This window comes from Arthrobacter sp. KKT183 (assembly GCF_055657625.1).
Window position 1 is genome coordinate 1,907,088 of record NZ_CM145770.1, and the last position, 19,420, is coordinate 1,926,507.

The window sequence follows — 19,420 nt, forward strand, 5'->3', positions numbered from 1 at the left end:
CTGGCCGGTACGCTGGCCGGATGACCTCACTAGGACAGTCACTGTTCCGTCTTGCCAAGGCGGCACTGAAGTCGATCGCTTCCCGCCCCGCCACGCAGCGCAACACTCCAGAGGCCTATGCGCCGGAGCCGGGAAGCACTGCCGACCCCGGCGAAATTGTATGGACCTGGGTGCCGTACGAGGACGATCCGAGCCAGGGCAAGGACCGACCCGTGCTGATTATCGGCAGGGATGGCAGCTCGCTGCTCGCACTCATGCTCACCTCCCGGGACCGCAATAATGCCCGGAGCCGGCACGACGATTATGTGGACATAGGTAGCGGGTCCTGGGACCGCCGAGGCCGGCCCAGCGAGGTCTATGTGAAACGCCTCCTGACGATCGACCCCGGAGCCGTGCGTCGGATCGGCGCGACGTTGGACCGTCTGCTTTTCAACCGCGTCATGTCCCGGTATGAGGAACGTTCCTGAAACGAGCGGCCCTTGCTGGACGAGCGCGCCTTGATGTAGCTGCGCGGATCCTCCGGACGCGCCCGGAGCGCGAAGCCGCGCCCGTTCTGGTAGCCTGTATAGCTGTGTGTCCGCGCAGGTCGACGGGCACTTCGGCTCGGCCGCCCGGTATCCCCACGCCGCTCAGTCAATGGCCGCACCGAAATCCCTCAGACCAGTCCGCAATACAAAGAGAGTCTTAAATACGTGGCAAATATCAAGTCCCAAAAGAAGCGCATTCTCACGAACGAGAAGGCCCGCCAGCGCAACAACTCGGTCAAGTCCGAGCTGAAGACCGCCATCCGCGCCGTAACCACCGCTGTGGAGTCTACCGACAAGGACAAGGCAGTGGCTGCGCTTGCAGTGGCCAACCGCAAGCTCGACAAGGCCGTAAGCAAGGGTGTTCTGCACAAGAACAATGCGGCCAACCGCAAGTCGGGCATCGCCAAGAGGGTCAACAACCTCGGCTGATTGCCCTTCAGTTACACAGCTTCACCAGCGCAGTGGCCGGCCTTCGGGCCGGCCACTGCTGTTTAACCCAGAAGGATGCTCAGTCCAAATCCCAAGCTAGCGGGACCCGCCCAATGCGATGGCTGTCACAGCCCGCTCAACCGCGTACACGGGGTCCCTCGCCTCACCCTTGACCTGGGCGTCAGCTTCGGCAAGGACCTGGATGCAGTGATTCAGGCCATCCGGGGTCCACCGCTGGGCTTCGCGGCGGGCCTGGTCAACCTGCCAGGGCGCCATGCCGAGTTCCTTGGCAAGCTGAGCGGAGTTGCCCCTGACCCCATAGACTTTCGCCACTCCGCGCAGCTTCATTGCGAGCGCAGCGACGAGCGGCACGGGATCCGCGCCGGTTGAGAGGGCATGACGAAGCATGGTCAGTGCCTGTCCGCCGCGGCCTGCGAGCGCGGCGTCTGCCACCTTGAAGCCTGTGGCTTCTACGCGCCCCCCGTAGTACTTCTCCACCAGCTCAGCGGAGACCGCGCCTTCGGAATCCGAAGCGAGCTGGTGGCACGCTGCCGCAAGCTCGGACAGGCTCGATCCCACGGCGGCCACCAGGGCACGCACCGCGTCCGGTTCGATGCGCCGTCGTGCGGTGCGGAATTCGGCTGTAACGAAGTCAGCCTTGTCCGAATCCTTCTTCAGGGGCTGGCACTCAACCAGAACGGCCTTCTGCGCTTTCAGCGCATCGAGGAGTTTCTTGCCCCGCGTGCCGCCTGCGTGGTGCATCACGAGCACCACGTCCGGGGCCGGCTGCGGGATGTATTGCAGGGCATCCTGGAGAAACGCATCGTTCATCTGTGCCAACCCGCGCGCTTCGATGATCTGCGTACCGCCGAACAATGAAGGGCTTCCCAGCATGATCAGGGATCCGGGTTCATAGTGGGCGGCATCAAGCCGGACTGTCTCGGCATCCGGTTCCGTTTCCCGCATTCGGTGGCGGACGGCCTCGAAACTACGGCCGGCGAGGTACTCCTCCGGACCGAGCAGCAGGATGACCGGCGCTGGCGTGACCTCGCGCCAGCTCACAGTCACCGATGCTGCGGGGTTTGGGGACACGGATGCGGCTCCTGATCAATGGAGGGATGGGCTGGCTCAACTTTGCCACGGGGACGCGGTGCATCCAACTCATCGCGACGAGTCCAGGTGTATGCCATTGCCCCGGAGCGTGAGCAGGATGGTGCCGCGCAGGTCGGTACGGGCGACGTGTACGCCCGCCGTCTCGAGGGCGTCGAGTGTTTCCGGATGCGGGTGTCCGTAATCGTTTTCCCGTCCGGCTGATATGAGCGCAAGCTTCGGCGAGACCGCGTTGATGATTTCAGCCCCGCCATTGCGGGCGCCATGGTGCGCAACCTTGAGGATGTCCACTCCGGAGGCAGCAAGGTGCGCATGTCCTGCAAGGAAACGTGCAGCGGCGTCCTCCTCAAGGTCTCCCGTGAGAAGGATGGTGAGCCCGGGTCCCCCCGCGGCGCCCTCCACCGTTACGAGGACTACTGCGGAAGCGTTGTTCTCTGAATCTGCGGGAGGTCCGGGTCCCGGCCACAGTACCGACCAGGAAACGTTGGCTAACCTGCCTGCAAGTCCGGCAGAAGCCGACTCCGCTTCTATGCCGGCTTTTGAGGTGATCTCATTCACGACGTCGGGCAGGGAGTCTTCGGATGTGGAGTAGAGCACGCGGCCCACAGTTCGGTCCTGGAATACCCCGGCTATTCCGCCGAAATGATCCTCGTGCAGATGGGTCAGCACCAGCACGTCGACTGTGTTGACGCCGAGACGATCAAGACAGGCGTCCATCGGACCCGGATCAGGGCCGGCATCAAACACGAGTGCGCTGTCCGGGCCGGTCCTGACAGCCAGCCCGTCCCCCTGACCGACGTCGCATGCCGCAACGGTCCAGTCCGCGGAATCCCGCCCGACCGCGCCAGTCCAGACCCAGACGGCGACAACGCCGAGCACGCAGCCGACGGAGACCCAGATTGACATGCGCATCAGCGCACGCTTCCGTCCCGACTCTCCTGCCGGCACCTGCTCCGGCGCGAGCATCACGGAAGGCGCCGTTCGGATGACTCGGACCAACGCGGGCCCCCAGACCACAGCCACCAGGACGACGCCGCTGATGAGGGCCGTCAGGACCGCACCTCCCCATCCCCCGGGCCAGGGAATGGCGGCGAGCGGGGCCGCGGCGAAGAACCGTGCGATTTCTGCGACGCCGACCGCTGCCCACCCTGCTGTAGCGGCGAACGGCGCCGCCGCCCAGGGAGCGAGAGCCACCAGAACAACGGCCACCATCCCGGTGATGGTGATGAAGGGAACGAGCGGAGCAGCCGCAATATTGGCGGGCAAGGAATAGGTCGGCAGGTTCGGCTGGATGAGGGCAAGGATGGGTGAGCAGAACAGCTGGGCGGCAAGCGGAACTGCGACCAACTGTGCCGCCCACACCGGAAGTACCGAGGACAGGCGGGCGGCCAGGACAGGGCCGGCGAGCACCAGGCCTGAGGTGGCGGCGACGGACAGGATGAACGCGTACTCGACACCAAGCCAAGGATCTGCGGCCAGAAGTGCGGCTATGGACAGAAACAGAAGGGTCAGGGACAGCCGCCCGCGGCCGGTCAGGACGGCCAGCACTCCGATGGCGCCCATGACGGCGGCCCTGAGAACGCTCGGCTCAGGCCGCACCAGCAGCACAAATCCGACGAGGGCAACCACTCCCGCCGTGGCGGCAGCCCACCGCGGCAGTCGACACCCGCGACAGAGAAGGAACACAAACGCCAGCACATAACTGCAGTTCGCGCCCGAAACAGCTGTCAGGTGGGTCAGGCCCGTTGCCTTCATGGTCTCCACCAGATCCTGCCCGACGGCGGACCGCGCGCCGATGACCATCCCGGGCATCAAGCCGTCGTCGGGAACGGAGGTAGCGGATGACAGCGTGAGGAAACGGTTTCGCAGCCGCTCGACCAGCACTCCTCCTGGTGGCTCGTCCGCCATCAGCGCCGGTGCCGTTGTTGCAATCAGCAGTGCTCCTGCACGTGCGCCCGGCTCGGTCGCGAGCGGCCGCCCAGCCGAACGCACGACGTCACCGTGCGCTACTGCGCTCCATTCCGTACTACCGATCACCATAACCGGCGTGCTGGCCGTGAACCTCGACCCGTTGAACGTTCCTTCCAGAAGCTCCGCTTCGAGGATCCAGCGGGCAGTACCGTCCGGCGCAGCTGTCGACGCCTCGCGGGGGTCCGATACTGCACGTAGCTTCACGGTCAAATGCGCCTCGTCTGATATTGCGGCGGAGAGCGAAGGGGAGGAGCGCTGATACTGGTGTGAGGCAGCGGCAAGGCACACCATCGCTGCCGCGCCCAGGAAGACGAGCAGCACCTGCGCTACGGGTAAATGTCTCCCGCTTCTCACGACGACGACGGCGCAACCGATGGTTACAAGGGCCAGCAGCCCGCCCAATACCAGTGCATCCTGCGCCTCCAAACGGGTAGCGAACGCTGCTGCTCCCCAGGCCGCGAGCGCTCCCGGAAGCAGCCTGAGGTCCCGTGCCGGACTTGCTTGGGTTGCAGCCGGTTCCTTCCGCCTGCGTGCTTCACGGCGCGCGCGCGGACCGGCTGACCGGTCCCCGCGCCGGTCCCCCGGCACACCGGTTGGTGACCGCGCCCCAGCGGCGGCCCGCACCAGATGCTCCCACCGCCCTGCCCTTGCCGATGTCATTCAGACGGTCACCAGCGGCACAAGTGATTCGAGCATCGCGGGGCCGATGCCCGGCACAGCGTCGAGGTCTTCGGGACGTGCAAAGGGACCGTGCTGGGTCCGCCACTCGACAATGCGCTCGGCCAGGACCGGCCCCACCCTGGGAAGTTCCTCGAGTTCCGGAACATCGGCGGTGTTCAGGTTCACCAGCACGTCCTGCGCCCCCTGCTTCGGTGCGGACGCGCCGGCGGGTGGCTGCAGGGGCTCCCCGGTACGGGGAATCAGGATCTGCTGTCCGTCCTGCACCACGGCTGCCAGATTGACCGCTGACAGCTCCGCTTCAGGCAGCGCGCCACCCGCCTTGTCCAGGACCTCGAAAACGCGGGACCCGGCAGCGAGCTCCACTACTCCGGGTGCCTGCACAGCTCCTGCAACATGGACCAGAACGGTATCTGCGTGGGCGGAGCCTGAACCCTGTACGGATGAACCGGCTTCCTGCGTTTCCTCGACGGGCACGGCCTCCGAGGCATCCGCAGAAGCCTCCGAGCCGGCCGTCGGGTCAGCTGTGCCGGAAGCCTGCGGCCTGATCGGCACCACCTCGGCGGGCTCGCTGTCGGTATTGACGAACTGCCAGCCGCCGACAACCAGGGTGCAGCCCGCCGCCACCAGGGCGGCCCGGCGCGTAGCCACCCATCGCCGGTGCGGGCGCCGGCGATCCTCGCTGGGCGTGGCAGGTTCTTCAGCGCCCGGCTGGCGGAATCGGCCAGTACCGTCCGGTGCTGCATGGTCCCGGCCTCCGTCAGTTCCTGCCCGAACTTCTACCGGGTTCTGCCCGGCTCCTGGAACGGGCTCGGTTTCTGCGACCGTCTGCGCGCGATTCAGGTTGAGGACACGGTCCAGCCGGTCCGGGCTGGACACGCGCTCCCCCGTTGCCCAGCGGTGCCTTGCCATGGCATCAGCGTAGGAACATACGCTTTGCCAAGCGGCCCCGCCGGTCGCTATGTGTACAACCCACCCGCAGCGGAGCCTGTGTGGAGTGCAGGATCAGACGCGTTGCGTCATGAGCGGGTCGGACAGCGCCACCGCAAGGACACCGAGACCGGTGTGCGCAGCCAGGACGGCCGGTAGCGGAGTCAACACGGCATCGGCACCGTCCGGCGCCCGCTCAGCGGCAACCTCGGCCTGCAACCTGTTGCCGAAGTAATGGTATGCGGCGACGCTGCCCGATGGGCGCCGGTGAAGGTCCTCCCTCACCAGTTCCTCAAGGCGCTGTCGGGCTCGTGCCGCGGTGCGCACCTTTTCGAGTGGTTCGATCGCTCCGTCCCGCACAACCAGAAGGGGCTTTACCGCGAGCAATGCGCCGAAAAAGCCAGCGGCAGCCCCGATCCGTCCACCGCGCCGCAGCTGTTCAAGGCTGGGAACGTAAAACAAGACGCTTGTTCCGGCGCACAGGACCGCGGCACGGTCCGCGGCCTCTGAGGCGGTCGCTCCGGCGCGCAGCGCAAGAGCCGCCGCCGCAACCCCGCACCCCTGAGCCATGCCGACGGTACCGCTATCAACCACATGCACCGGGATGGACACAGTGCGCGCAGCCCAGCGAGCGGCGTCGACCGTTCCGGACAATCTGCCCGACAGGTGGATCGAGACAATCTCCTTGGCGCCTTCGCGCTCCAGCCTCCGGTAAACGCTCTGGAAGTGGCCCGGCGACGGACGCGACGTGCGCACCTCCGCCCCTTCCGCGAGAGCCACTGCGAGCGGCTCGAGCAGGTTGTCAGCCCCTTCACCATAATGGCGGCCCGAGATGATGACCGGCATGGGCACGACAGCGACGTTTTCCGCAGGACCGCCTCCCATGACCCATGCCGGCGGGAAGGCGGCGGCGGAATCGGTGACGACCGCCGTCGTCGGTTCCGCCGCCGGTTCTCTACCGACGGCGGCGCGGCCTGCACGGCGGTCAAACCATGCCACGGCGAAATCTCCTCGCCGGCCGGTCAGGCCGGAACGATGTTGACCAGTTTCGGCGCCCGGACAATTACCGTCCGGATGTTCCTGCCGTCCAGCGTTCGCTGGACCTGCGCGGAATCGAGGGCGAGCTCACGAAGCGCATCCTCGGTGATGTCCGCCGACACTTCGAGGCGGTCCCGTACCTTGCCCTGAACCTGGACGATAGCCGTCACAGTGTCCTGAACCAGCAGTGAGTGATCCACAGCGGGCCAACCGGCAGCCGCCACTGACGCGGGGTGGCCCAGGCGTTCCCAGAGATCCTCCGCGGTGTACGGAGCGAAGAGACTGAGGATGATCGCCGTGACCTCAGCTGCTTCACGGACAGCAGGGTCTGCACCGCCCGCTCCTGAATCGATCGCCTTGCGGGTAGCGTTAACCAGTTCCATGACCTTGGCGACGACCACATTGAACTTGTTGTTCTTCAGCAGGTCACCAGCCTCGGCAAGGGTGCGGTGGGTGACCGAGCGCAGCGCGCGATCCCCGGATGCGGCATCGGAGTCGCGCTCGGACGTCACATCGGCGCCGAGGCGCCACGCGCGGGCGAGGAACTTTGCAGAGCCCGACGGCGAAACATCCGCCCAATCCACGTCGTCTTCCGGTGGGGAGGCAAAGACCATTGTGAGGCGGATGGCGTCCACGCCATAGCGGTCGAGCTGCTCACCAAGATTCACACCGTTGCCCAGCGACTTGCTCATTGCCTTGCCGCCGTTGAGCACCTGGCCCTGGTTGAGCAGGGCAGAGAAAGGCTCCGTGAAGTTGACCAGCCCGAGGTCGAACAGGACCTTGGTGAAGAACCGGCTGTAGAGCAGGTGGAGGATGGCGTGCTCCACCCCGCCGACATACTGGCCGACCGGCAGCCACTCATTGACCTTTGCGGAGTCGAACGGCACGTCGGTGGCGTGCGGATCGGCGAAGCGCAGGAAGTACCAGGACGAGTCGACGAAGGTGTCCATGGTGTCCGTATCCCGGGTAGCCGGTCCCGAACACTGTGGGCACTGGACGTTGACCCAGTCCGTCGCTGCTGCGAGCGGCGACGTGCCTTTCGGTGCCAGGTCTTCTCCGCGCAGGTCGCTGGGCAGGCGTACCGGAAGCTGCTCATCCGGGACGGGAACCTCGCCGCATGCACCGCAGTGGATGATCGGGATGGGCGTTCCCCAGAAGCGCTGACGTGAGAGCAGCCAGTCCCGCAGCCGATAATTGACCGTGCGCTCGCCGGTACCCTGGGCGGCGACCAGTTCGATGGCCCGCTGGATCGCGGCATCCTTGGGAAGCCCGTTCAGTTCGCCGGAGTTGACCAGCGTCCCCTCCCCCGTGGTCGCCTTGCCGGAGACCGCCGGATCCTCCTCCCCGGTGTCCACCACCATGCGCACGGGCAGATCGAAGGCCCGCGCGAAGTCGAGGTCACGCTGATCGTGTGCAGGAACGGCCATGATTGCACCGGTGCCGTAGTCCGCGAGCACATAGTCGGCGGCCCACACCGGCAGCTTCTCCCCATTCAACGGGTTTACTGCGTAGCGTCCGGTGAAGACGCCGGTCTTCTCGCGTTCGGTGGACTGGCGCTCGATGTCGCTGAGCGTGTTGACGCTCGCCCTGTAATCGGACAGTGCGGCAGCATGCTCGGGGGTCACCAGGTCCGCGGCGAGATCCGCGTCTGCGGCTACAACGAAGAACGTGGCACCGTGGAGCGTGTCCGGCCTCGTGGTGAAGACGGCGACATCGGTAGCCGGCAGGGTGCCATCGGCCTCGATCGTGAAGGTGACGTGCGCGCCCTCCGACCGGCCGATCCAGTTCCGCTGCATCGCAAGCACACGTTCCGGCCAGTGTCCCGCCAGCGGTTCCATGTCTTCAAGCAGCCGGTCTGCGTAGTCAGTGATGCGGAAGTACCACTGGTTCAGGCTCTTCTTTGTAACGGGACTCCCGCAGCGCTCGCACGCACCATTGACAACCTGTTCATTCGCGAGCACGGTCTGGTCCTTCGGGCACCAGTTGACCGGATGATCCTTGCGGTAGGCAAGCCCTTTTTCGAAGAAGCGCAGGAACAGCCACTGGGTCCAGCGGTAATACTCGGGATCCGAGGTCTGGAGGCGCCGGGACCAGTCGGCGCTGATCGCGTAGCGCTTGAAGGACGCCGCCTGGGTGTCGATGTTCGCGTAGGTCCACTCGCTCGGGTGCGCGTTGTGTTTGATGGCGGCATTCTCCGCGGGGAGCCCAAAGGAATCCCAGCCGATCGGGTGCAGGACGTCGTAACCGAGTTGCCGCCAGTAGCGGGCAACGACGTCACCCATCGCGAAGGCCTCCGCGTGCCCCATGTGAAGGTCCCCGGAGGGGTAGGGGAACATGTCCAGCACATAGCGGCGTTCCCTACTGCCGTCATCGACCGGTGTGAAGGTGTCAAGCTGTTCCCACACAGGAAGCCACTTCGCCTCGATGTCAGCGAAACTGTACGTACCGGCGTCCGGCTCTTCCACCGTGGGATTCATGCTCACTGTTTCTTGCCCTGTCTGTTGACCACTGGTGACCGTCTTCTCCATCCACCATCGCTTCACCGCTCCGAATGGGTGCCCAGGGTTCATGGCAGGCCCCGGACACACAAAAGCCCCTCAACACAGGAGGGGCGGCCGCGCTCGAATGCGCGGCTAGATAAGGAGCAGATGCGCGAACATGCTTCCACCTTAGCGCAGTTTGGCCCCGGCAGTGTTCTTCAGGAGTTACCATATTTCCATTGGGCGCAACTTTCTGTTATCGCACCCAGCATGCCGAGGCGGAATGCGCCCGCGGCTGATCGGCCAGCCACCGCAGGAGGTGGACTGTTCTGCAGGCATTCTGGCCCGTCGTCGTTAGGTAGACGAGAACAATGACACAAACCATTCCCACCGCAGATCCATCGCCTCAGACCCTCGGCGATGATGCGGTTGCCCTGGTGCGGCGTTGGCTGCACCAGGGCACATCCGGTGGTGACGCCCAGCGCACCACCGGAACGGCTCCGGCAGGCAGCACACGCGGATCGAAGTCCGCGCAACTCCTCGCTGAAGTCCTCAAGGACCAGAACGGCCTCGACTTCACGATCGGTTTCGTGGACCGGGTGATCCGGCCGGAAGACCCTGCCGTTGCAGCACGGAACCTTGCCCAATTGGCCCGGAAGACGCCGTCGTTCCTGCCCTGGTACATGAAGGGCGCCGTCAGGCTGGGAGGGGTCATGGCCCCGGTCCTGCCGCGCGTCGTCGTTCCGGTGGCACAGCGTGTGCTGCGGGAGATGGTCGGCCACCTCATCGTTGATGCCCGTCCCTCGCACCTCGGCAAGTCAATTGCCGCCCTGCGCGGAGAGGGCGTGCGCCTGAACATCAACCTCCTGGGCGAAGCCGTCCTCGGCGACAAGGAAGCTGACGCTCGGCTCAGCGGCACCCGTGACCTCCTGGCGCGCGACGACGTCGACTACGTCTCCATCAAGGTCTCGTCTGTGGTCAGCACCCTCAACCTCTGGGACTTCGAAGGCACGGTCGAGCGGGTCACTGAGCGGCTGCTGCCGCTATACCGGCTGGCAGCCTCATCCCCGGCTCCGAAGTTCATCAATCTGGACATGGAGGAATACCACGACCTTGATCTCACCGTCGCGGTCTTCAAACGCATTCTCGAAACTCCAGATCTGCGGAACCTTGAGTCCGGGATTGTCCTGCAGGCGTATTTGCCGGACGCGCTCGGTGCACTGCAGGACCTGACCTCGTGGGCGCAGGAGCGGCGTGCCGCCGGTGGGTCCGCCATCAAGGTCCGCCTGGTCAAGGGCGCCAACCTCGCCATGGAGCTCGTGGATGCCGCCGTCCACGGCTGGGAGCCGGCCACGCTGCCGAGCAAGCAAGCCACAGACACCAACTACAAGCGCTGCCTGGACTGGGCACTGCGCCCCGAAAATGCGGACGCTGTTCGCCTCGGGGTTGCCGGGCACAACCTGTTCGATATTGCGCTCGCCCGCACGCTTTCCGTTGCCCGCGGGGTCGAGGACCGGATCGAGTTCGAGATGCTGCTCGGCATGGCTGAAGACCAGGCCGCAGAGGTGCGCAAGGACGTTGGCTCGTTGCTTCTCTACACCCCGGTGGTGAAGCCGGCGCAGTTCGATGTGGCGATCAGCTACCTCATTCGCCGTCTTGAGGAGAACGCGAGCCAGGAAAACTTCATGAGCGCCGTTTTCGAGCTCACGAAGAACGAGGAGCTGTTCGAGCGTGAGAAGCAACGCTTCCTCGCATCGCTCACCGAACTCGAACCTACGGTGCCTCAACCGAACCGTGCACAGGAGCCGGACCGCTTCACCGCAACCGGGCCCGGCGAGTTCCGGAACCAGTCCGATTCGGACCCGTCCCTGCCCGGCATCCGGGAGTGGGCCAACGAGGTTCTCAGCCGTGTCCCCGGTTCCACCCTGGGCGTCGCGCTCGTGGAGGCGTCCCAGCTGGAAACCAACGACGACGTCGACACCGTCATCCGATCGGCGCGCATGGCACAGCGCGAGTGGGCGTCGAAGTCGGGAGCAGAGCGGGCGGAAGTGCTGCGGAGGGCAGCGGCCCAACTCGCTCTCAGCCGGGGGGACCTCGTGGAAGTTTCGGCGAGCGAGACAGGTAAGACCATCGCCGAGTCAGACCCGGAAATTTCAGAGGCAATCGACTTTGCCAATTACTACGCGCTGCTCGCTGAAGAACTCGACACCGTTGAGGGGGCCCGGTTTGTCCCTGCAGCGTTGACCGTGGCTACCCCGCCGTGGAATTTCCCCGTGGCCATTGCCGCCGGTTCCGCGCTCGCTCCGCTGGCTGCCGGGAGCGCCGTCATTCTCAAGCCTGCGCCCCAGGCCAAGCGGTGCGCGGCTGTCATGGTCGAGGCGCTGTGGGAGGCCGGTATTCCCCGCGACGTACTGGTGTTCGCTGACGTCGCAGAAGGGCCGGTCGGGCAACATCTGCTCTCCCACCCCGAGGTGGACCGGGTCATTCTCACCGGTGCCTACGACACCGCGAAGTTGTTCCGGTCCTGGCGGAACGATCTTCCGCTGCTTGCAGAGACCAGCGGCAAGAACTCCCTCATTGTGACGCCAAGCTCCGACCTCGACCTCGCTGCTGCGGATGTCGTCCGGTCTGCCTTCGGCCATGCCGGCCAGAAGTGCTCCGCCGCGTCGCTGGCCATTCTGGTGGGATCGGCGGGTACCTCCGCGCGTTTCCGCAATCAGCTGGTTGATGCTGTGGCTTCCCTGAAGGTCGGCTACCCCGAGGACCCTGAGACCGAGATGGGTCCGATCATCGAGCCGGCCGCGGGCAAGCTCAAGGATGCTTTCACTACGCTCGGGGAAGGCGAATCGTGGTTGGTCAAGCCGAAACAGCTTGATGACACCGGCCGGCTCTGGAGCCCAGGCGTACGCACCGGGGTCAAGCCCGGCAGCTACTTCCATATGACGGAATTCTTCGGTCCGGTGCTCGGCATCATGCACGCTGAGTCGCTTGAACAGGCGATCCAGTGGCAGAACGCCAGCGCCTATGGTCTGACCGGTGGAATACACACCCTGAATCCCGAAGAAGTCTCACAGTGGCTTGAATCAGTGGAGGCGGGCAACCTCTACGTCAACCGCGGCATTACCGGCGCGATCGTTCGCCGCCAGCCGTTCGGGGGGTGGAAGCGCTCGTCCGTTGGACCGGGCGCCAAGGCGGGTGGACCGAATTACCTCATCCACCTCGGCAGCTGGGAGCGCGAAGAGCTCCATCCGGGTAACGTTCACGCGCCGCTCAGCGGGCCGGTCCGCCAGCTGCTGCACGCGGCGGAAGTCCCCGACGGCGACCGCGGCTTCCTTGCCCGTTCCGCAGCCGACGATCAGCGTCACTGGGTGCGCACCTTCGGAACGCATGAAGATGTGTCGGCCCTTGGCGTTGAACGGAACGAATTCCGGTACCTGCCGACTCCGGTGACCGTCCGGCTCAACGAAGCCGGCACTATCGGCGACTTCATCCGGGTGGTAGCGGCAGGTCTGCGCAGCGGCTCGACCATGTCGGTATCGACCCCGGAGCCGCTTGCACCGGCCCTCACGGCGGTCCTGTCAGCACACAATGTCACCCACCGGGTAGAGGACGACGCCGCGTGGCTGGCTGCCGCCCCGTCAGCGGGCCTGGGCCGGGTGCGTCTCGTGGGCGGCGGCTACTCGGAACTGTGTGCAGCCACTGACGGCGATCCGGACATCGCTATCTACAGCGGTCCCGTCACAGAGGCCGGCCGAATTGAGATGTTGCCGTTCCTGCGTGAGCAGGCGGTGACAATCACGGCGCACCGTTTCGGAAATCCGGACAACGTCTCGGGAGAAGTCCTCCGCTAAACACCCGAACCAAACTCCTCTCGCTCAAACGCAACGGGTGCCTGACCAACTCAGGCGCCCGTTGCGTTTGCGGTAAGGACCGGTAGGTTCCGGCGGCACCTACCAGCGTCCGACACAAAAAGCGGAGCGGACAGAAACGTCCGCTCCGCCTTTTTTTGGTGCTAGGAAGAACTACTGAACGTCCTCATCCACCCAGTCGAAGGTCTTGGTGACAGCCTTCTTCCAGTTGCGCAACTGACGGTCGCGCTCGGCGTCGTCCATCGTCGGGAGCCAGCGCTTGTCTTCGGACCAGTTCGAGGCCAGCTCGTCCGTGTCCTTCCAGAAGTCAACGGCGAGGCCCGCGGCGTAGGCGGCACCGAGTGCCGTGGTTTCCGTGACTTTCGGCCGGATCACGGGAATACCAAGGATGTCGGCCTGGAACTGCATCAGCGCGTCATTGGCGACCATGCCGCCGTCGACACGCAGATCTTCCATGTTGACGCCGGAATCAGCGTTGGCGGCGTCAAGCACCTCGCGTGTCTGGAAGGCGGTTGCTTCCAGGGCAGCGCGGGCAATGTGACCCTTGTTCACAAAGCGGGTGAGGCCCACGATCGCACCGCGGGCATCGGAGCGCCAGTACGGTGCGAAGAGGCCGGAGAACGCGGGAACGATGTAGACGCCTCCGTTGTCCTCGACCGACTTCGCAAGCTGCTCCACCTCGGGAGCGGTCTTGATGATCCCGAGGTTGTCCCGGAGCCACTGGATGAGTGAGCCGGTGACGGCGATCGAACCTTCGAGTGCGTACACAGGCTTGGCGTCGCCGAGCTTGTAGCAGACTGTCGTCAGCAGGCCGTTCTTCGAGTGGACGATCTCCTCACCGGTGTTGACGATCATGAAGTTGCCGGTGCCGTAGGTGTTCTTGGCACCGCCCTTCTCAAACGCCGCCTGACCGAAGGTCGCAGCCTGCTGGTCGCCGAGAATACCCGCCACGGGAACCTCGCGGAGGAGCTGCGAGCTGTGAACGTTGCCGTAGACCTCGGAGGAAGACCGGATTTCCGGCATCATGGAGGCCGGAACGCCGAAGGTTTCCAGGATGGAGGAATCCCAGCTCAGCGTTTCGAGATCCATGAAGAGGGTGCGGGAGGCATTCGTGACGTCGGTGATGTGCACTCCGCCATCAGCACCGCCCGTAAGGTTCCAGGTCACCCAGGAATCGGTGTTTCCGAACAGGAGGTCCCCGGCTTCAGCCTTCTCGCGGGCGCCTTCGACGTTGTCGAGGATCCACTTGATCTTCGTTCCGGAGAAGTAGGTTGCCAGCGGCAGGCCGACCTGCTGCTTGAACCTCTCCACACCGCCATCAGCAGCAAGCTCGTCGACGATCGGTTGGGTGCGCGTGTCCTGCCAGACAATCGCGTTGTAGACCGGCTGGCCGGTGTTCTTGTCCCACACAACGGCGGTCTCGCGCTGGTTGGTGATACCGACGGCGGCGATGTCATGGCGGGTCAGGTTGGCTTTTGAGAGGGCGTTGCCGATGACCTCACGGGTGTTGTCCCAGATTTCAATCGGGTTGTGCTCCACCCAGCCGGCCTTGGGGAAGATCTGCTCGTGCTCCTTCTGGCCGGAGGAGACGATGTTCCCCTGGTGGTCGAAGACGATTGCACGGCTTGAGGTGGTTCCCTGGTCAATAGCGATGACGTACTGCGGCATTACTTCTCCTCATTGAGTGTACTTCTCGGTTCATTCGGACGGCGATGGCCCAGGATCATCTGTGCCACCGGCTGGTGTGGCTCAGGCTGCGGGAGTCGGGAAGGTGACCAGCATGGCGATCAAGCCGCCAAGCACACCGCCGATGATCGGCCCGACAACCGGAACCCAGGCGTAGCTCCAGTCGCCGCTTCCCTTGCCCTTAATCGGCAGGAACGCGTGTGCAATGCGAGGACCGAGGTCGCGGTTGGGGTTGATGGCGTAGCCGGTGGGTCCACCGAGCGATGCGCCGATACCGACGACAAGCAGAGCCACCGCGAGCGGGCCGAGGCCCGACGGCGTACCGGCGAAAGCGATAATGACGAAGACAAGAACGAAAGTGCCGATGATCTCAGTGACCAGGTTCCAGCCGTAGTTACGAATGGCTGGGCCTGTGGAGAACACTCCGAGCTTGTTTGCGGGATCCGGTTCGGCATCGAAGTGCTGCTTGTAGGCCAGCCAGCAGCCCACCGCACCGAGTATTGATCCGAGCATCTGCGCTGCAAAGTAGGCAAGCGCGGTGACCAGGTTCTTATCGACGCCGGGAGCGAACTCCGCGATGTCGCCATTAGCCCACAGGCCGACAGTGACGGCGAAATTCAGGTGCGCTCCCGAGAGCGCAGCGACGTAAACACCGGCGAAGACCGCAAGGCCCCAACCGAAGTTGACCATCAGGAACCCGCCGTTATTTCCCTTGGTCCCGGCCAGCGCAACGTTGGCCACGACCCCTGTACCTAGCAACAGCAGCATGAACGTGCCGAATGTTTCGGCGACGAATACTTCCAGAGACATCTTTGACTCCTCCATTTATTCAACTGTGGGCCGTATTGACCCCGGTACCGTGATGGTCGCGGCACCGCGTTACTCCCCCGGCAAGTGCTGCCGTTGGTTCTCAGCCACCCGAGGGCTGCTGAAGGTTGCTCATAACCTATGCAACCAAACTATGCACACTCACCTTGTGTTGTTCCTGCAACAATCGGCGGGTGTCTTCGATCTCGCCCTTTCGCTCGGCTGCAGTCCAGTCGAGGTAGGTCCCGAGAATGTCGGCGATCTCGTCAATCAGCTCTGCGCTGACGAGTCCGTTGAAGGCCAGCGCGGTCCTTCTGATGATGACATCGGAGATGTGCTGTACCTGTTCTTGAAGCACCATGTACTCGAGCTCACGAGTGGAGACTTCCCGGGTAGTCTGCAGCGGGCGGTCCTCGCCGTCGACGATAAAGGCAGCGACCTCGGCGGCTCTCGTGCCGTAGCGCTCGAGCAGGAGCCGGACGCGCTCCGCGGGCAGCCCTGCTCCATTGGCTTCGGTCCAGGCGGCAATGTCACGTGGTTGCTGCGGGAATCCCATCCCGCCGCCGATCGGCATTGCTGCAGTGGAAACGGTCCTGCTGCGCTGCAGCAGGCCGAGGACCTCGTCCGCGAGATGCTCCGAGAGCGCACGGAAGGTGGTCCATTTGCCGCCCACCAGGCTAAGCATGGGGCGGTTGGCGGTCGTTCCCCGTTCAATGCGGTAGTCCCGGGAAACGAAGCCGGGTTGGGTGTCGTCGTGGCGCGGCAGCGGGCGCACACCTGAGAAGGTGTAGACGATGCTGTCCCGGGTGGCGCGAACAGTCGGGAAGACATGGTGGATCAGATCGAAGAAGTAGTCGATCTCGGCGTCGGTGCAGACAGCCGCGGCATCCATGTCCGTTTCAATGTCGGTGGTGCCGACCAGCACACGGTCCCCCATCGGGTAGATCAGAACGATCCGGCCGTCCGAATGTTCAAAGAAGATCTCCCGGCCGGCGCAGGCCGCCAGCAGTTCCGGATGATCGAGCACAATGTGGGAGCCTTTGGTTCCACCCATGAAACTGCTCGGTTGACCCAGAGCGCTGTTGGTTCCGTCCACCCAGGCCCCGGAGGCGTTCACGACGACGTCGGCCTGAACCGGAAAGACCTCGCCGCTGAGCTCATCGCGGAGCACGATGCCTTCGTCACTGCTGCCGACCGCGCTGACGTAGTTGACGGCCCGTGACCGGGGGTTGGCGCGCAGTCCGTCCTGGAGCACGTCGAGCGTGAGCCGCTCGGGGTTGTGGACGGAGGCATCGAAATAGGTAGCCGTGTACTTCACATCCGGCCTCAATTTGGGTAGTTGAGCAAGGGAGGCTTTCCGCCCGATGAACTTATGGCGGGGCACGGTACCGCCTGCCCGCGAGAACGCATCGTACAGTGTCAGCCCGGCCTTGATCAGAACGGCGCCGCGCTCGCGGGGTGCGCCCTGCCTGTGGGTAAGGAACCGGAGCGGGGCGGCCAGGATACCGGAAAAGGTGCTGAAGACCGGGATGGTTGTCTGGAGCGGCTTGACGTAGTGGGGTGCGAGTTTCAAGAGGGCATTCCGCTCCACAACCGATTCACGCACCAGCCGGAACTCACCATTCTCGAGGTACCGAATGCCTCCATGGATCATGTGGGACGAGGCACCCGAGGCGCCCTGGCAGTAATCGCCGCGTTCAATGAGCGTGACGTCAATGCCCTGAAGCGAGAGATCGCGGAACGTACCTACCCCGTTGATGCCGCCGCCGATGATGAGTACGGAGGTCCTTCCCGCCTGCTTCAACTGCTGGACGCTATCCCGTAAAGGACGGTTCTGTTCGACCGACGGCGTCGTCGGCCCGGTGCTGTTCCTCACGGGATGCTGGCTCCTTGACTAGTGGTGCAATACGGTTCTGACCCCTATTCTTTGGAGGATTGGGAATATTCGTCAACAACAGTGCACAAACGTGCACTCACCTACGGAGAATTCAGTGAACACTGCTCCCCCGAACGCCGCTGACCGCGCAAATGCCCGAAATTCCGACGTCACCCAGCCGCGTAACCGCGACGCTCTCCGCGCCGCCCAGATGTACTACCTGCAGGACCTCACCATGAACGCGATAGCCCGTGAGCTGCGTACGTCCCGCTCCACCGTGTCCAGGCTTCTCTCCATGGCGCGGGAAACGGGGCTAGTCCAGATTCAGATCAATAATCCCCTTGACCGGGCACCTGCTCTTGAACGTGAGATCCGCAACCGTTTCGACGTGGAAGCGCATGTGGTTCCCGTGACGGACCTGGTGAGCGACTCTGATGTGCTCGACCGCGTTGCCATCCAGGCAGCGCGGACGCTGGGACCTTTGGTTGACTCCAATGCGATCATCGGTGTGGCCTGGGGATCGACTATCAGTGCCGTCAGCCACCACCTGACACGTAAGGTCACGCATGACAGCACAATCGTTCAGTTGAACGGCGCAGGTAACACGCAGACCACCGGAATCACCTACGCGAGTGAGATTCTCCGCCGCTTCGGCGCTGCCTATGGAGCACGGGTCGAACAGTTTCCGGTTCCTGCCTTCTTCGACCATGCCCAGACCAAGACGGCCATGTGGGCCGAGCGCAGCGTCAGGCGCATCCTCGACCTACAGGAGCGCATGACCATGGCAATCTTCGGGGTAGGGTCAATCGGCGCGGGCATTCCCAGCCATGTCTATGCGGGCGGCTACCTCGATGAGGAAGACCTCGGGATCCTTCGCGAGAACCGGGTAGTCGGTGATGTTGCCACCGTCTTCTTCCGCGCTGACGGCTCCTACAGCGACATTGTCCTCAACAAGCGCAGCACGGGACCTGACCTCAGGATGCTCGGCCAGGTCAGTCGCCGCATCTGTGTGGTGTCCGGTGAGACGAAGATCAACGGCCTACGCGGCGCGCTCGCTGCCGGGCTGGCAACCGACCTCATTGTGGATGAACGTTCAGCCCGTGCGCTGGTGCGCCAGGGCTGATTCGACCGGCTCGCCGGTCATGACGCGCTCCCGGCCCCACCTCGGTAGAGTCGGAGGCATGCATACTTCCGGCAAGGTATCGGTCTCCAACGGCGTCGTCATGGACCGGCTGGGTTACGGTCTCTACAAGGTACCGGCGGACGATGCCCACGGGCTGTGCACCCTCGCGCTCGAAGCCGGCTACCGGCTGCTGGACACCGCTGCCATGTACGGGAATGAGGAGGGAGTGGGCCGTGCCGTGCGAGATGCCGTCGACGCCGGCCATGTTGAGCGCGGCGACGTCTTTGTGACGTCGAAGGTCTGGAATGAGGATCACGGCTACCAAGCGACACTTGCCGCGTTCGAGGACTCCCTCAAGCGTTCCGGCCTCGACTACCTCGACCTCTACCTGATCCATTGGCCGTGCCCGGCCAAAGACCAGTATGTCGACACCTGGCGGGCACTCGAGGAGCTCTACTCACGGGGCAGGGTTCGTGCCATCGGGGTATCCAACTTTCAGCGACACCACCTCGAAAAGCTTCTTTCCCGAACGGAGGTGGTGCCTGCTGTGAATCAAATCGAACTTCATCCCTACCTGCAGCAGCAGGACCTGAGGAGTTTCAATGCCGAGCACGGCATCCTCACACAGGCGTGGAGTCCTCTCGGACGCGGGAGCCTGCTCACGAACCCCACCATCACCCACCTTGCCGCCAAGCATTCCAGGTCACCGGCGCAGGTCATTCTCCGTTGGCATCTGCAAACCGGCGGCGCGGCCGTAGCAAAGGCCAGTTCGCAGGAACGGATTGCTGAAAATTTCCGGCTCTCCAACTTCACGCTCGACACGGTGGATATGACCGCCATCGCCCAGCTCGACTCGGATACCCGGGTCGGTTCCCATCCGGACCTGGTCAACTGAG

The 19,420-nt window shown here is 64.2% G+C and carries 13 protein-coding genes; 5 read left to right on the forward strand and 8 right to left on the reverse strand.

Features of this window, described 5'->3' with window-relative positions; translation table 11 throughout:
* The first annotated feature begins 20 nt into the window (after positions 1-20).
* Positions 21-467: a type II toxin-antitoxin system PemK/MazF family toxin gene (locus tag ACZ2GY_RS09110; RefSeq protein ID WP_277357089.1), complete on the forward strand. Its 447-nt coding sequence runs from the start codon at positions 21-23 to the stop codon at positions 465-467.
* A gap of 225 nt (positions 468-692) precedes the next feature.
* The gene (rpsT, locus tag ACZ2GY_RS09115) at positions 693-956 is read left to right on the forward strand and encodes a 30S ribosomal protein S20 (RefSeq protein WP_056549477.1); all 264 of its coding nucleotides are present in this window, start codon (positions 693-695) and stop codon (positions 954-956) included.
* Positions 957-1,052: 96 nt separating this feature from the next.
* On the opposite strand, the gene holA is transcribed toward rpsT, so the two are convergent.
* The 5 genes from holA to leuS form a co-directional block, all read right to left on the reverse strand.
* On the reverse strand, positions 1,053-2,048 hold the full coding sequence (gene holA / locus ACZ2GY_RS09120) for a DNA polymerase III subunit delta (RefSeq protein WP_277357088.1): 996 nt from the start codon (positions 2,046-2,048) through the stop codon (positions 1,053-1,055).
* Between the two features lie 69 nt (positions 2,049-2,117).
* Complete coding sequence (locus ACZ2GY_RS09125) at positions 2,118-4,697, reverse strand: ComEC/Rec2 family competence protein (RefSeq protein ID WP_471671725.1); 2,580 nt, start codon at positions 4,695-4,697, stop codon at positions 2,118-2,120.
* Entirely contained in the window at positions 4,698-5,627 is a 930-nt protein-coding gene (locus ACZ2GY_RS09130; RefSeq protein WP_471671726.1) for a ComEA family DNA-binding protein, read from the reverse strand. It lies immediately after the preceding gene.
* A gap of 93 nt (positions 5,628-5,720) precedes the next feature.
* Positions 5,721-6,644 (reverse strand): DegV family protein, encoded by a 924-nt coding sequence (locus tag ACZ2GY_RS09135; RefSeq protein ID WP_471671727.1) that lies wholly within the window; start codon positions 6,642-6,644, stop codon positions 5,721-5,723.
* A gap of 23 nt (positions 6,645-6,667) precedes the next feature.
* The gene (leuS, locus tag ACZ2GY_RS09140; RefSeq protein ID WP_471671728.1) at positions 6,668-9,160 is read right to left on the reverse strand and encodes a leucine--tRNA ligase; all 2,493 of its coding nucleotides are present in this window, start codon (positions 9,158-9,160) and stop codon (positions 6,668-6,670) included.
* 374 nt (positions 9,161-9,534) lie between these two features.
* On the opposite strand from leuS, the gene ACZ2GY_RS09145 reads away from it, so the two are divergent.
* A complete protein-coding gene (locus ACZ2GY_RS09145) occupies positions 9,535-13,014 on the forward strand; it encodes a bifunctional proline dehydrogenase/L-glutamate gamma-semialdehyde dehydrogenase (protein WP_471671729.1) in 3,480 nt (1,159 codons plus the stop codon).
* Positions 13,015-13,185: 171 nt separating this feature from the next.
* Here ACZ2GY_RS09145 and glpK read toward each other — a convergent pair whose 3' ends face one another.
* The 3 genes from glpK to ACZ2GY_RS09160 form a co-directional block, all read right to left on the reverse strand.
* Positions 13,186-14,700: a glycerol kinase GlpK gene (glpK, locus tag ACZ2GY_RS09150; protein ID WP_056549465.1), complete on the reverse strand. Its 1,515-nt coding sequence runs from the start codon at positions 14,698-14,700 to the stop codon at positions 13,186-13,188.
* An 81-nt stretch (positions 14,701-14,781) separates the two neighbouring features.
* Positions 14,782-15,528 carry an MIP/aquaporin family protein gene (locus ACZ2GY_RS09155; RefSeq protein ID WP_277359479.1) on the reverse strand — a complete coding sequence of 249 codons (747 nt, stop codon included), beginning with the start codon at positions 15,526-15,528 and terminating at the stop codon, positions 14,782-14,784.
* A gap of 136 nt (positions 15,529-15,664) precedes the next feature.
* Positions 15,665-17,401: a glycerol-3-phosphate dehydrogenase/oxidase gene (locus ACZ2GY_RS09160; protein ID WP_428831029.1), complete on the reverse strand. Its 1,737-nt coding sequence runs from the start codon at positions 17,399-17,401 to the stop codon at positions 15,665-15,667.
* Between the two features lie 211 nt (positions 17,402-17,612).
* On the opposite strand from ACZ2GY_RS09160, the gene ACZ2GY_RS09165 reads away from it, so the two are divergent.
* A complete protein-coding gene (locus ACZ2GY_RS09165) occupies positions 17,613-18,524 on the forward strand; it encodes a sugar-binding transcriptional regulator (protein WP_471673579.1) in 912 nt (303 codons plus the stop codon).
* Positions 18,525-18,582: 58 nt separating this feature from the next.
* On the forward strand, positions 18,583-19,419 hold the full coding sequence (locus ACZ2GY_RS09170) for an aldo/keto reductase (RefSeq protein ID WP_471671730.1): 837 nt from the start codon (positions 18,583-18,585) through the stop codon (positions 19,417-19,419).
* Position 19,420: the final 1 nt, after the last annotated feature.

Bases quoted from the DNA above. Each gene is read 5' to 3' on its own strand.
- ACZ2GY_RS09110 (WP_277357089.1), top strand. From the start codon at position 21: ATGACCTCACTAGGACAGTCACTGTTCCGTCTTGCCAAGGCGGCACTG.
- ACZ2GY_RS09125 (WP_471671725.1), bottom strand. From the start codon at position 4,697: ATGACATCGGCAAGGGCAGGGCGGTGGGAGCATCTGGTGCGGGCCGCC.
- ACZ2GY_RS09130 (WP_471671726.1), bottom strand. From the start codon at position 5,627: ATGGCAAGGCACCGCTGGGCAACGGGGGAGCGCGTGTCCAGCCCGGAC.
- leuS (WP_471671728.1), bottom strand. From the start codon at position 9,160: ATGAATCCCACGGTGGAAGAGCCGGACGCCGGTACGTACAGTTTCGCT.
- ACZ2GY_RS09145 (WP_471671729.1), top strand. From the start codon at position 9,535: ATGACACAAACCATTCCCACCGCAGATCCATCGCCTCAGACCCTCGGC.
- glpK (WP_056549465.1), bottom strand. From the start codon at position 14,700: ATGCCGCAGTACGTCATCGCTATTGACCAGGGAACCACCTCAAGCCGT.
- ACZ2GY_RS09155 (WP_277359479.1), bottom strand. From the start codon at position 15,528: ATGTCTCTGGAAGTATTCGTCGCCGAAACATTCGGCACGTTCATGCTG.
- ACZ2GY_RS09165 (WP_471673579.1), top strand. From the start codon at position 17,613: ATGTACTACCTGCAGGACCTCACCATGAACGCGATAGCCCGTGAGCTG.
- ACZ2GY_RS09170 (WP_471671730.1), top strand. From the start codon at position 18,583: ATGCATACTTCCGGCAAGGTATCGGTCTCCAACGGCGTCGTCATGGAC.